The organism is Niallia yueguangensis, from assembly GCF_052663115.1.
In genome coordinates, this window is record NZ_JBQTCX010000008.1 from 1 (window position 1) to 15,135 (window position 15,135).

Below are 15,135 nucleotides of genomic sequence, written 5' to 3' on the forward strand. Positions count from 1 at the left end.
GAAATGCACATGCATTTCTTTTTTGTCGGCTCTGTTAAATTCTATTGTTGATCGTTTAACAGAGCATTTTTGTTAAATATTAACGCCAAACTCTTTTTTAGTGAGAAGTAACTCTTTCCATACTTTCTACCTGTTCTTGCATACGAAGGCGGTCTCTTTCTAAAATCGGCTTTAAATATTTTCCTGTATACGATCCATCTAGATTTGCAATTTCTTCTGGTGTTCCTGCACCTAAAATGGTGCCTCCTTTGTCTCCGCCTTCTGGACCTAAATCAATAATATAGTCTGTTGCTTTAATAACATCTAAATTATGTTCGATTACCAACACGGTATCTCCATTTTCCACTAATCGCTGCAGCACAACTAACAGCCTGGAAATATCGTCTACATGCAACCCAGTTGTTGGTTCATCTAAAATATAAAATGATTTACCTGTTGAACGGCGATGCAGTTCAGAAGCAAGTTTTACCCGCTGCGCTTCCCCACCGGATAAAGTAGTCGCAGGTTGTCCTAGTTTCACATACCCTAATCCTACATCCACAATTGTTTGCAGCTTCCGATGAATTTTTGGGATGTTTTCAAAAAAGGAAACAGCATCTTCGACTGTCATTTCCAACACATCGGAAATATTTTTCCCTTTGTATTTTACTTCTAATGTTTCCCGATTATATCGTTTGCTATGACATACTTCACACGGTACATACACATCTGGAAGAAAATGCATTTCAATTTTAATAATACCATCGCCTCTGCATGCTTCACATCTTCCGCCTTTTACATTAAAGCTGAATCTTCCTTTTTTGTATCCGCGGACCTTTGCTTCATTTGTCGCAGCAAACACATCGCGAATATCATCAAATACACCTGTATAAGTTGCAGGGTTGGACCTGGGTGTACGGCCGATTGGCGACTGATCAATATCAATGACTTTTTCCAAATGCTCGATGCCTTTTATTTCTTTATGCTCTCCAGGTTTTGCTTTGGCACGATTTAGCTTTTGCGCTAAGCTTTTATGGAGAATTTCATTAATTAACGTACTTTTCCCTGACCCAGATACTCCTGTTACTGCCGTAAATACACCTAAAGGTATTTTGACATCTACATCTTTTAAGTTATTTTCATTTGCTCCGATTATTTCAATATATCTGCCATCATGCTGTTTTCTTTCTAACGGTAATGGAATAAACTTTTTACCGGATAAATATTGTCCTGTAATAGATTTTTTATCTTTCATCACTTGCTTCGGTGTGCCGGTGGAGATAATTTGTCCGCCATGCACTCCTGCTCCTGGTCCAACATCAATCAAATAATCAGCTTCCATCATCGTATCTTCATCATGTTCTACAACGATAAGCGTATTTCCAATGTCCCTCATATGCTTTAATGTTTCGATCAGCTTGTCATTATCTCTTTGATGAAGCCCAATAGATGGTTCATCTAAAATATATAATACTCCTGTTAAACGAGAGCCAATTTGTGTTGCCAATCGAATTCTTTGCGCTTCACCGCCCGAAAGAGTTCCTGCTGACCTGCTTAACGTTAAATAATCTAATCCAACATTGATTAAAAACCCTAAACGCTCTGTTATCTCCCTTAAGATAAGATTAGCGATTTGTTTTTCTTTATCCGTTAACGTTAAACTGCTAATAAAATCATTCGCTTCGACAATGGACTTTTGTGTTACTTCCCCAATATGTATTCCATTTACATGAACTGCCAACGCTTCTTTTTTGAGACGATACCCTTTACATGCTGGACAATGCTGCTGGGCCATGTATTTTTCCATTTGTTCTCTTACATAATCTGAACTTGTCTCTTTGTAGCGTCTTTCTATATTTCTTATGACCCCTTCAAATTGGATGTCATTTTCTCTAATTTGTCCAAATTCATTTTCATATCGAAAATGAATTTTTTCTTTTCCGGATCCATATAAAACCTTATCTAACAGATGTTTTGGAATATCTTTTACTGAAATATCCCTATCAATTCCATAATGATTACAAACACTTGCTAATAATTGGGGATAATATTGAGAACTAACCGACTCCCATGGTGCAATCGCATTTTCATTTAATGTCAGCTGCTGATTAGGAATGACTAAATCTAGGTCCACTTCGAGTTTTGTTCCAAGCCCATCACAGTCTGGACAAGCACCAAATGGACTGTTAAAAGAGAATAATCTAGGTTCTAATTCTCCGATTGAAAAACCACAAATTGGACAAGCATGGTGCTCACTAAACAGCAATTCTTCTTGCCCTATTACGTCAATGATCACTTTGCCTTCTCCAAACTGCAAAGCGGCTTCTAAAGAATCAGCAAGTCTTGCTGCAATCCCATCTTTTACTACAAGACGGTCAATTACAACCTCAATATTATGCTTTTTATTTTTCTCAAGGGTAATGTCATCCCCTATTTCATACATTTCTCCATCAATACGAACCCTTACATAGCCTTGCTTTTTTATTTCCTCTAATACTTTTACATGGGTGCCTTTTCTTCCAGAAATAACGGGAGCCAACACTTGCATTCGCGTTTTTTCTGGATATTCCAATATACGGTCCACCATTTGTTCAATTGTTTGAGAGCTGATTTCGATGCCGTGTTCTGGACATGTCGGTCTACCAACTCTTGCATACAACAACCGTAAATAGTCGTATATTTCCGTTACCGTTCCAACTGTTGACCTAGGATTCCGACTTGTCGTTTTCTGATCAATCGATATGGCAGGAGAAAGGCCTTCAATCGAATCTACATCCGGCTTATCCATTTGTCCCAGAAATTGACGTGCATATGCTGATAATGATTCTACGTATCTTCTTTGTCCTTCTGCATAAATGGTATCAAATGCAAGAGAAGATTTACCTGATCCAGACAGCCCTGTAATGACTACTAGTTTGTCTCTTGGAATGGTTATATCAATATTCTTTAAATTATGTGCTCTTGCACCTTTAACAATTAATTTATCTTTTGCCATTCTTTCACCCCTCTGCTTTTAATTCTAAGAGTAAATCACGCAACTCTGCTGCCCGTTCGAAATTCAGCGCTTTTGCCGCTTCTTTCATTTCTGATTCCATTTGCGCAATCATGACATCTCGTTCTTTTTTGGTCAACTTTTCCAGTTTCACACTAGTTTCATATTCGTCTGGAACTTCCGCTACTTGTGTTGCGCGGATTGATTCGCGAATGCCTTTTTGAATCGTTTGTGGAATAACTCCATGTTTTTTATTGTATGCCTCTTGAATTTCACGGCGGCGTTTCGTTTCACTAATTGCCAACTCCATAGAGTTGGTTATTTTGTCGGCATACATAATCACTTGGCCATTTGCATTTCTCGCTGCACGTCCGATCGTTTGAATTAAAGAACGTTCCGAACGTAGGAATCCTTCTTTATCGGCGTCTAATATCGTCACAAGAGAAACTTCTGGAATATCCAATCCTTCTCTTAACAAATTTATTCCAACGAGTACATCATATTTTCCAACTCTCAGTTCTCTAATTATTTCAATTCGTTCTAATGTTTTCACTTCCGAATGCAAGTATTGCACTTTTATCCCTATTTCTTTTAAATAGTCCGTCAAGTCCTCTGACATTTTTTTCGTTAATGTCGTCACTAATACTCTTTCATTTTGTTTAATTCTTTCCTGGATTTCTCCAATTAAATCATCTATTTGACCTTCAATTGGACGAATATCAATGGTTGGATCCAGCAAACCTGTTGGCCGGATAATCTGCTGTACCATTTCAGGTGTATGTTCTAACTCATAAGGGCCTGGCGTCGCAGAAACACAAATCATTTGGTGGATATGCTTTTCAAATTCGGTAAATGTTAATGGTCTATTATCTAAAGCAGACGGTAAACGGAAACCATGATCCACCAATACATTTTTCCTTGCCTGGTCGCCATTATACATTCCTCTAATTTGTGGAAGCGTAACATGTGACTCATCGATTACAATCAAAAAATCTTCAGGGAAATAATCCAATAACGTATATGGAGTAGATCCTGGGGGCCGCAAAGTTAAATGTCTGGAATAGTTTTCAATCCCAGAGCAAAAACCCATTTCCCGCATCATTTCTAAATCATAACGAGAACGCTGCTCTAAGCGCTGTGCTTCTAATAATTTATTATCCTCTCTTAATTTAGCGAGCTGTTCTTCTAATTCTTTTTCAATGTTTTCAATTGCCAGCTTCATTTTTTCTTCTCTTGTAACGAAGTGGGAAGCTGGAAAAACAGCAATATGATTGCGGTCGCCTATTATTTCACCCGTTAGTGCATCTACTTCACGAATTCGATCGATTTCATCGCCGAAAAACTCTATTCTTACACAATGTTCATCACGAGAAGCCGGAAAAATTTCAACAACATCCCCTCTAACTCGGAATGTACCGCGTTTAAAATCGATATCATTGCGGTCATATTGAATATCCACTAGTTTTCTTAGTAGCTGGTTTCTTTCCAGCTCCATGCCTGTTCGTAAAGAAACAACCATTTCTTTATATTCTTCAGGAGAACCTAAGCCGTAAATGCAAGAAACACTAGCAACAATAATGACATCTTCTCTTTCAAATAGCGACGATGTTGCAGAATGTCGAAGTTTATCGATCTCATCGTTAATACTTGCATCCTTTTCAATAAAAGTATCCGTCTGAGGAACATATGCTTCTGGTTGATAATAATCATAATAGCTGACGAAATATTCAACCGCATTATTTGGAAAAAACTCTTTAAACTCACTGTATAGCTGACCTGCCAATGTTTTATTGTGGGCAATGATTAAAGTTGGTTTTTTTACTTCTTTTATTACATTGCTTATCGTGAAAGTTTTCCCGGTACCAGTAGCACCAAGCAAAGTTTGAAGTTTTTTGCCCGATTGAATGGCTGAGACTAACTCCTTGATTGCCCTCGGCTGATCTCCTTGTGGAGAATAATTGGAAACTAAATCAAATTGCTGACTCACGTTAAACATCCTCCCATTTTATCCCTTTAAATAAAAATAAGAACCATACAGACTGTTGACAACTATCTTTGGTGGTTCCGTTATCCACTTTCTAAAAAACAGAACGCTCTTTTCGTATAGATTGTTGTTATTTACCCCGTAGCCTGAATACACTTCGCTTTCCGCGGACGAGTGCCGAGCCTCCTCGTCGCTATGCTCCTGTGGGGTCTCGTCTTTCTCGCTTTTCCCGCAGGAGTCTACGTGTATTCAGGCTGCTCAGTGCTTCTGCCACGTTTATTATTTATTCAAAAACAACAACTTTTAGAAAACAGCCAAACAAAAAAATGAATCCTTCTATGTACTTACAAACACGCTTCTTTTTATACTGCTTAAAGCATTTAACTTCTGCGGAGTTAACCTATCGTTTTGCTTAAAGAATTCTCCTTAAGCCTTCTATCAATATATTTCCATTCTACCACAAACAAAGGATTTCAAACCAGAAAAACGAACGAATATTCGTTTTTTACTAAGTGGTTGGTTTAGAGAAGCTTATCACTCGCCCCAAGGAAAGCGATAAGCTTCGGAAAACCCCTTTAAACAGAGCATATTTTCAAGGTAGCCACCCATGCAACAAAATTCGCACCATGGCGCATGAAAAGAAGCAGTCTCCCTATTTTTTAGCGCAGAGCAGCCGGCATACACGAAGACTCCTATGGGATTAGCGGGACAGCCGAGACCCCGCAGGAGCGCTAGCGACGAGGAGGCTCGACGCCCGGCCCCATGGAAAGCGAAGTGTATGCCGGCTGCGGACTACTCACAAGAACACCACACTTTTCAGGGTAGCCTTTCAAAAAAGAATGACTGATCAAACCACACTGTCCTTTAACAGCACTGTTCGATCAGTCATTCTAAATGGATTATTTCTTGATAATGTAAACAAATTTTTACTACTGTTTAAGTTTGGAAGTACTAATTTCGATTTCGGTATTATTTTGCTAACAAGCAAATTTGAAAGAAAGGAGATTTATTTAGGGGCTTCTATTTAGAATAGTAGTTATTTAACAATACAGTGGTTTAAATTAGTAAATATGTATGACGTTTTCTAGTAAGTTAGTAGGTTTTCTTGTTCATTTTTCTAAGGTAATATTTACAAAAAGATTATTTTCAGGAAAAAAACATTTTTTAAAGGGGAACATTAAATGGATATGGAAAATACAACAGCCGATATAATCGGGAATCCACTAAGCAGAGATATCTTTTCAAATTCCATACAAGGTCTTTTATTATTAAAAAAAGGGACTATTTTAAATCAAACACATATAAAATTACTCGAAAAACATCATGTAGATCCTTCTATCATTATTTCACCTTTTTCTTCCAATTCTATTTCTATTGAAAAAATGTATCCTACTCTATTACATGAAGTAAAAAAAGTATTTCAACATATCCTCCAAAAAAAAGAGGAAGGGCTAGACCAGCTTCTTTCGCATTTTACCATACTAATGGAGCTATGTTTACAAGACTTTTCTGCTTTAGAAATTATTCATAAGAATGCTTCTCAATCGGATTATATTTACCAGCATAGTATAAATGCAGGCATCATCTCCGCTATGATTGGAAAAATATTAGGTTATTCGAAAAAAAATTGTGAGCTCCTTGGACAAATGGGGTTATTCCATGATATCGGGATGTTATCTATTGATCCGGCTATTGTGAAAAAAAAGGGAAAATTAACTCAAAAAGAATATAAAGAAATGCAAAAGCATACGGTACTAGGAAAAAGCATCCTTTTCCCATTAACAAAATTAGATATCCTTATCTCAAGAGCCGCTCTATTACATCATGAAAAAATTAATGGAAAAGGCTATCCATGCAACCGTTTAGAAAAAGATATCCCTTTTATGATTCAAATTGTCTCTGTTGCAGATATCTTTAATAGTATGTGTACTTCTAATACATATAAGGAGAAGAAATCTTATTTTGAGGCGATTAACGAATTAATAAGTGAAGCATATGGCAACACATTAAACCCTGCCATAGTTATTCCATTTACACAATTTATTATGAGAAAGCAGCTTTTTAAAAAGGTGAAATTAAACAATAATGAAACAGCAGAGATTATTTTTATCCATGCCAACGAACCGCATTTACCACTCATTCGTTTAAAAAATAAGTATATTGATTTACGAAGGGCTGCTCCATTAAAAATTACTAGTTTCGCGTAGTATTCTTTTATGCAAAAGGCTCAGTTAAAAGATATTGTTATTTTTGTCTATATTTGAAGCACCGAGCAGCAGGAATACACGAAGACTCCTACGGGAAAAGCGAAATAGGCGAGACCCCGCAGGAGCGAAGCGACGAGGAGGCTTGGCATTCGCCCGTGGAAAGCGAAGTGTATTCCTGCTGCGGACCTTCTTTTAACATCAACAATAAAAATTAACAAAGCCATGCAAAAAAACGAGGGGGGGCTACTCCTCGTTTTTTTTGCATGAAATTTAGAAACAATCAGATTAAACGCCTTTAAATGCTTTACGATAAATATCAGCCAACTCTGAAACAAGTGGTAACTTAGGGTTTGCAGTTGTACATTGATCCTCAAACGCACGGTCTGCTAAATATTCTACTTTTGCTTCAAAATCTTTTGCATTAACGCCGTTTGCTTCAATGCTCATTGGAATATTTAATTCTTTAGCAAGACGAACAACCGCACGTATAAAGCTTTCTACTCCTTGTTCCACTGTATTTGCAGGCAAACCTAATATTCTTGCTAATTCTGCATAACGTTCATCTGCTTTAAAGTGTTCATATTTAGGGAATGCAGTGAATTTCTTTGGTTTTTCTGCATTATAACGAATAACATGCGGCATTAAGATTGCATTAGAACGTCCATGCGCAATATGGAATTCAGCTCCTAATTTATGTGCCAAGCTATGGTTGATTCCTAAAAATGCATTGGCAAATGCCATTCCTGCAATCGTAGATGCATTATGAACTTTTTCGCGCGCTTCTTCATCTGCTCCGTTTCGATACGCTTTTGGCAAATATTCAAATATTAATTGAACTGCTTTTACTGCAAGCGCATCGGTATAATCATTTGCCATAATTGACACATATGCTTCGACAGCGTGTGTTAATACGTCCATTCCAGTATCTGCTGTAACTGCCGGTGGTACGGTCATAACAAACTGCGGATCAATTATCGCTACATCAGGCGTTAATTCATAGTCTGCTAAAGGATATTTTACGTTTTGCTCTTTATCTGTAATTACAGCAAAAGATGTAACTTCAGACCCTGTTCCAGAAGTAGTTGGAATGGCAACAAACTGTGCTTTCCCTCCTAAACTTGGATATTTATAAATTCTTTTTCTTATATCCATGAATTTTTGTTTTAAGCCAAAGAAATCTTCGTCTGGATGTTCGTAAAATAACCACATTCCTTTTGCAGCATCCATCGGTGATCCACCGCCAAGTGCGATAATGCAATCTGGCTGAAACTTCGCCATCATTTCTGTTCCTCTTGCAACCGTATCTAATGATGGATCTGGCTCTACATCAGAGAATACTTCTACTTGTACTAAGTTTTCTCTTTTTCTTAAATGATAAAGCAATTTATCCACGTATCCGAACTTCACCATATATGGATCAGTTACAATAAACACTCGAGAAATATCGGTCATTTTTTGTAAATATTGCACAGAATTTTTTTCGAAATAAATTTTAGGCGGAACTTTAAACCATTGCATATTATTATTTCTCTTCGCTAATTTTTTGACATTTAATAAATGAACATCCGTTACGTTAGTAGATACAGAGTTTCTGCCATAAGATCCACAGCCAAGTGTTAAAGACGGCATATAAGCGTTATAAATATCGCCGATTGCCCCTTGAGAAGATGGAGCATTGTTGATAATGCGGCATGCTTTCATACGTAATGCAAATGCTTTTGTTACTTCTTCATCCTCAGAATGAATGACTGCAGAGTGTCCTAATCCACCAAACTCTAGCATTTCTTCTGCTCGTTTGATTCCTTCTTCCGTTGAATTCACTTTATAGCAAGCTAGAACTGGACTTAGTTTTTCTCTTGAAAGCGGGTAAGCAGGACCAACGGCTTCTAATTCAGCAATTAATATTTTTGTATCTTCCGGCACTTTTACTCCTGCTAGATTCGCAATATAGTGTGCAGATTTACCAACAATATTAGGGTTGACTGCACAAGTATTTTCATTGATTACTAGCGTTTCTACTTTCTTTTTCTCTTCTTCATTTAAGAAATAGCAATTATTGCGCTGAAGCTGATTTTTCACTTCATCGTAGATCTCTTTATCAATAATTACTGCTTGCTCAGAAGCACAGATCATACCGTTATCAAATGTTTTAGAAAGGATTAAATCATTTACTGCTCTTTTTACTTTTGCTGTTTTTTCAATATAGCATGGAACGTTCCCAGCTCCTACTCCAAGAGCAGGCTTGCCACAGCTGTATGCAGATTTCACCATTCCCGGACCTCCAGTAGCAAGTATTAACGAAATTCCAGGGTGGTTCATTAACGCTTGTGTTGTATCAATAGACGGTTTCTCAATCCATTGGATGCAGTTTTCAGGTGCGCCTGCTTTTACAGCAGCATCCCTTAAGATTCGAGCAGCTTCACTGCTGCATTTTTGTGCAGATGGATGAAAGGCAAACACAATTGGGTTGCGTGTTTTAATGGCAATAATCGCTTTAAACATCGTCGTTGATGTTGGGTTTGTAACTGGGGTAACACCAGCAATCACACCAATTGGATCAGCTATTTCTACTACACCATTTACTTCATCATCATTAATAACGCCAACGGTACGATCATATTTTATATTGTGATAAATATATTCTGTTGAGAAAATATTTTTAATGATTTTATCTTCATACACGCCTCTTCCTGTTTCTTCTACAGCAAGCTTCGCTAAATGCATATGTTTATCTAAACCAGCTAATGCCATTTCTTTTACAATATTATCAACTTGTTCTTGATCTAATTGATAAAATTCTTCTAATGCTTTTTTTCCTTTTGCTGCTATTTCATCAATAATGGCGTTCACGTCTTTTTTTGCTTTTACATCTTTTTCAACAACTGACATCTTAAATCCCTCCATTTTTCATTACAGAATGAATTCCAAAAAATAACTTTGTGAAACAATTCACAAGTATATCCTAAAGAAAAACTACTTGATTAGTAGCTATTTTTCAGGGATGACCACATCCTTTTCTATAGAATTATAGAATAAAAAATGTATGATGGCTTAACACTGCTGCAATAAATAAATATGGTAATATATTGCTTTTATACCAAATTCATCTTTATTTCTCTTTACACCCTTATCATATACTGGATTGAAATAAGCATCAATAGTTTTAATGAAAATTTGCTCAGTATTTCACAAACTTGTTCACATTTTGTTCACAATTACATATTTCTATCTTCTTTTAAACAATAAATCGAGAGTACATGTTCATGTTTCGCCATATTAACAGGAAACGGGACATGCTGATTTTATCAACATGTCCCGTTTTTTTTATTTGGCTGTTTTCTCAAAGTTTGTTGTTTTTTACGTAAAAAATTGGGAGAAGCAATACTCAGCAGCCTGAATACACGTAGACTCCTGTGGGAATGTGAGAAAGACGAGACCCCACAGGAGCGTATGCGACGAGGAGGCTCGACGCTCGCTAAACGGACGAAGTGTATTCAGGCTGCGAAGTTTAAAAGTAACAATCTATACGAAAACAGCCTTTTATTTATATAATTAACGAATAGTCCAATTATTGTATAGTATCTACTTCTCTATTACCAAATAGCTACACTGCCATCTGTACGGGATTCTGTTCCGCCGTAATACACACCTGTTTCTGGATCTCGCCAAATGATTTGCGCTCTTCCACATTCATTCGAATCGATGGACATCGTAATTTCATGTCCTTTTCTTCCTAACCCTTCAATAATATGACGAGGAACATTTGTTTCCAGCATAATTTTTTTGTCGCCAAACCATTGCCAACGAGGGGCATCAATAGCCGCTTGTGGATTTAATCCGAACTCAATCATGTTCATAAGTACTTGCACTTGTCCTTGCGGCTGCATAAATGCTCCGATTACCCCAAAAGGACCAATCGGTGTATCTCCTTTTGTAATAAAGCCTGGAATAATCGTATGATACGTTCTTTTACCAGGTTTTAAACAGTTCACATGATTAGGATCCAAAGAGAAATTATGGCCTCTATTCTGCAGTAGAATGCCCGTTCCAGGAACAACCAAACCAGAACCAAAATCTCTGTAGTTGCTTTGAATAAAGGAAACCATATTCCCTTCATCATCAGCAGCTGCGACATAAACAGTACCGCTATGCTGCGGTTTTCCAGCTTGCGGAAGACTTGCTGTATCTTTAATCTGCTTTCTGCGTTCATCTGCATACTCATCTGATAGCAGCTCTTCCAGTCTTACTTTCATATCTTCCTTTTCGGTAATAAATTCTTTTCCGTCTGTAAAAGCCAATTTCATTGCTTCTAATTGAGTATGATACGTATCGATTTGCTCTTTTTCATGAAACGTATAGCCTTTTAGAATATTTAATGCCATAAGGACAACTGTACCTTGACCGTTAGGCGGGATTTCCCAAATATCATAGCCTTTATAGTTTGTAGAAACAGGCGTTACCCATTCTGGATAAAAATTAGCTAAATCTTCTTTTCTAATCTTACCGCCATATTCTCTTGAAAATTGGTCTATTTTCTCGGCAAGTTCTCCACGATAGAATGATTCTCCATTGCTTTCAGCAATACTTTCTAAAGTAGTGGCAAAATTCTCCGATTTCCAAACTTCCCCTATTTGTGGAATTCTTCCATTTGGTGCAAACGTTTCAAAGAAAGCTTCATGTGCTTCACCTTTTAATTCTTTTTTTAACTTATTCACACCGTTCATCCAGTTTCTTCCTGCAGTTGGAGACAGTGGGAAACCTTCTCTTGCATAAGTTATTGCCGGCTTAAGAACTTCACTTAGGCTTAATTTTCCAAATCGTTTCGAAAGGGCAGCCCACGCAGATGGTGCTCCTGGAACAGTTACTGGAAGAAATCCTCTTTCAGGTACAGAAGAAAAACCAGCTTCTTTCACTGCTTCTACTGTTGTTTTCATTGGAGCAGGTCCACTTGCATTTAAACCATAAAGAGAATTATTCATCCAAACGATTGCAAAAGCGTCTCCGCCAATTCCATTAGAAGATGGCTCCACAACGGTTAAACAAGCTGCTGATGCAATAGCTGCATCCACTGCATTTCCACCCATTCTTAATATTTCCATCCCCGCCTGTGCAGCTAACGGCTGCGAAGTCGCAACCATCCCCTTTTTTGCAATAGAGCATACGCGCTTCGAAGAATACGGATAGGTTAAAAAATAATCATTCATGCTATAAACCCCTCTCTTTATGGCTAAATTGTAAAGTAAAGGCTGCATAGTTTTCTTCGTACTATTACTTACCTTTTGTGTAAATATCTAATGATGCTTGAATTCCTTCGCCTTTGTTCACTTTCACACCATGTCTAATTAAGCATGCTTCTAGACTTGCTAATGCAAATAGAACATTTTCTTTGCGGCAGCTGTATCCCATTGTACCAATTCTCCAAATTTTACCGTGAAGTGGTCCGAAGCTGCTTGCTATTTCTACTCCAAACTCTTGAAGCATCATATTACGAACTGAATCTGCATCAATTCCATCAGGAACGTTAATACAAGTAACAGTTGGCAGCTTATGGCGACTGTCGCCAAATAATTCTAATCCCATTGCTTCTAAACCCGCAACAAGTGCTTTTTCATGGAATTTGTGACGGGCAAATCTTTGCTCTAATCCTTCTTCCAAAAGAATTCTTAAACCTTCATGCAATGCATATAACATAGACGTTGTTTCTGTATGATGATTTAGTCTTCTTGGGCTCCAATAATCCTGCAATTGACTTAAATCCAAGTAATTAGTTCGAATCGGATGGTGGTACGACTTTTCTAGTTCTTGCTCCGTTGCAATACCTCTTTCTACCTTTTTACGTTGTAGAAGAATTTTTTCAATGCGGTCATTGTACGTAAGTGGTGAATTTCCAGATGGAACAGAAATACATTTCTGATTTCCGCCAATCGCTGCATCAATATACCAATTATCTGTTTGAACATCAGCACCGCCAATTGTTGCAACAGCATCGACAACAAATAGAATATCTTGTTCTCTACATGCTTTTCCGATTTCTTCTAATGGCTGCATACGACCTGTTGATGTTTCACCATGAACAATTGCTACGATTTTCGGATTTACTTTTTTGATTTCCTTAATAACTACTTCAGGATCAAAAACTTCTCCCCATTCACATTCAAGTAAATGGATATCTGCACCGTATCTTTCAGCAATTTCTGTTAATAAATGACCGAATCTTCCGTATATAGGGATAAGTACTTTATCACCTGGCTCGATGATACTGCCTAAAACAGCTTCCAACCCAGATCTTGATGTACCATCAACCGGAAATGCCCATTTATTTTTCGTTTGGAATAATTCTTGAATCATCGTCATTACCGTATTCATAATGGAAGTGAATGCAGGATCAAACTGGCCAACTATTGGTGTACTCATTGCTCTTAATACTCTTGGATCTACTTCTACTGGTCCTGGTGTCATAATCGTTCTTAACGGGGTATTAAGTTCTTTATAGCTCATATTTGTTCATCCTCTCTATTAATATGCCATTTTATATAACATTTCGATTAAAACAATTACTCCATTCTTTAAATCTTCTGGTTTTGTATATTCTAATGGAGAATGACTAATGCCATTTTTACTTGGTACAAAGAAAAGGGCTGTTGGACAATATGTTCCAAACATTTGGGAGTCATGTCCTGCTCCACTAATCATTTTACGATATGGGATATCCATATCTTTTAAAAGATTATCAGAAATATTGATTAAATCGGGATCCATTTTCACCGGCTTTACATTTACCCATTGCTCTATATCTAAACCAGTCTCTTTTTCCTCGCAAAAAGCATGAAAATAAGAAAATATTAGACGACAATACTGATCTAAAACAGCCTCTTCATGATGACGTACATCTAGTGTAAATATCACTTCATTTGGAATGACATTAGGAACATTAGGAGAAACCGTTAGCTTGCCGACAGTAGCTACTAAACTTTCATCTATTTCCGAAGCTTTCTTTAATGTGTATGCTATTAACTCTGCAGCAATATGCATACTGTCTTTTCGGTAGGACATCGGCGTCGTACCAGCGTGGTTGCTTTCGCCGGAAATCTTTATATTAAACCTTTTTTGTCCTACTATATGTGTAGCAATGCCGACCGACTGCTTTTCCTTCTCCAGAACTGCACCTTGTTCGATATGAACTTCTATAAAACTAGCTATATCATCGCGTACAGCTTGCCCGCCTGAAGGAGAAAAACCCGCTTGTTCCATTGCTTGATGAAATGGAATTCCATTAGCATCACTCAGCTCTTTACTATCGTTCATGTTGAATTTGCCTGTAATAGAACCTGATCCCCAAAATGCTAATGGGAATCGACTGCCCTCTTCTTCACATAAAGAAACAACTTCAATTGTTTTTTTCGGCAGTCCATAATGTTTATATAAATATTGTACCGCAAGTAAACTTGCAACCACTCCATAGGCTCCGTCGTACTTGCCGCCATCCACGACTGTATCAATATGGGAACCAGTAAGGATTACTCTTTCTTTTTCTTCCGTTCCAGTTAATCTGCCAAACAAATTACCAACGCTGTCAAAATAAGATTGCAACCCAGATTCATCCATTTTCGTTTTTAATGCTAATTGAGTTTTTTGCCAAGTATCATCATATAATAGTCTTGTGACCCCATCATTAGCTGTTTTGCCAAACCCAGCTAACCATTCGACCCACTGTTCCACCTCAGCTGTTTCCATATTAATTGTTGTTTTCATTCTAAATCTTCCTCTCGATGAAGGTATGTGCTGAAACCACCTTTAATTATATATAATACATAACAATTTCGTCCTGTTTTTGATTCGATCTTTTCTGTTATATTTTATAACATTTACTTCCTATTTTAATAAGAATAAATAAACATTTCATTAGAAAAAACGTTAGAATTAGCGAATTTTTTTGTGCAAATTAACCAAGACTACCGTTATAATAAAAATAA

7 protein-coding genes are annotated in these 15,135 nt (G+C 37.2%); 1 reads left to right on the forward strand and 6 read right to left on the reverse strand.

The features are described from left to right. Positions 1–97: 97 nt before the first annotated feature. Positions 98–2,974, reverse strand: a complete 2,877-nt coding sequence (uvrA, locus tag ACTYA4_RS09140; RefSeq protein WP_443482364.1) for an excinuclease ABC subunit UvrA — start codon at positions 2,972–2,974, stop codon at positions 98–100. Between the two features lie 4 nt (positions 2,975–2,978). Beyond that, the gene (gene uvrB / locus ACTYA4_RS09145) at positions 2,979–4,958 is read right to left on the reverse strand and encodes an excinuclease ABC subunit UvrB (protein WP_443482365.1); all 1,980 of its coding nucleotides are present in this window, start codon (positions 4,956–4,958) and stop codon (positions 2,979–2,981) included. A gap of 1,178 nt (positions 4,959–6,136) precedes the next feature. Between uvrB and ACTYA4_RS09150 the strand changes: the two genes are divergently transcribed. Then, a complete protein-coding gene (locus ACTYA4_RS09150) occupies positions 6,137–7,162 on the forward strand; it encodes an HD-GYP domain-containing protein (protein WP_443482366.1) in 1,026 nt (341 codons plus the stop codon). Positions 7,163–7,447: 285 nt separating this feature from the next. On the opposite strand, the gene adhE is transcribed toward ACTYA4_RS09150, so the two are convergent. From adhE to allC, 4 genes are all read right to left on the reverse strand, one after another. Continuing rightward, a complete protein-coding gene (adhE, locus tag ACTYA4_RS09155) occupies positions 7,448–10,051 on the reverse strand; it encodes a bifunctional acetaldehyde-CoA/alcohol dehydrogenase (RefSeq protein WP_443482367.1) in 2,604 nt (867 codons plus the stop codon). 704 nt (positions 10,052–10,755) lie between these two features. Beyond that, complete coding sequence (gene ggt / locus ACTYA4_RS09160) at positions 10,756–12,366, reverse strand: gamma-glutamyltransferase (protein ID WP_443482368.1); 1,611 nt, start codon at positions 12,364–12,366, stop codon at positions 10,756–10,758. A 64-nt stretch (positions 12,367–12,430) separates the two neighbouring features. After that, a complete protein-coding gene (pucG, locus tag ACTYA4_RS09165; RefSeq protein ID WP_443482369.1) occupies positions 12,431–13,660 on the reverse strand; it encodes a (S)-ureidoglycine--glyoxylate transaminase in 1,230 nt (409 codons plus the stop codon). An 18-nt stretch (positions 13,661–13,678) separates the two neighbouring features. After that, a complete protein-coding gene (gene allC / locus ACTYA4_RS09170; protein ID WP_443482370.1) occupies positions 13,679–14,914 on the reverse strand; it encodes an allantoate deiminase in 1,236 nt (411 codons plus the stop codon). Positions 14,915–15,135 lie beyond the last annotated feature (221 nt).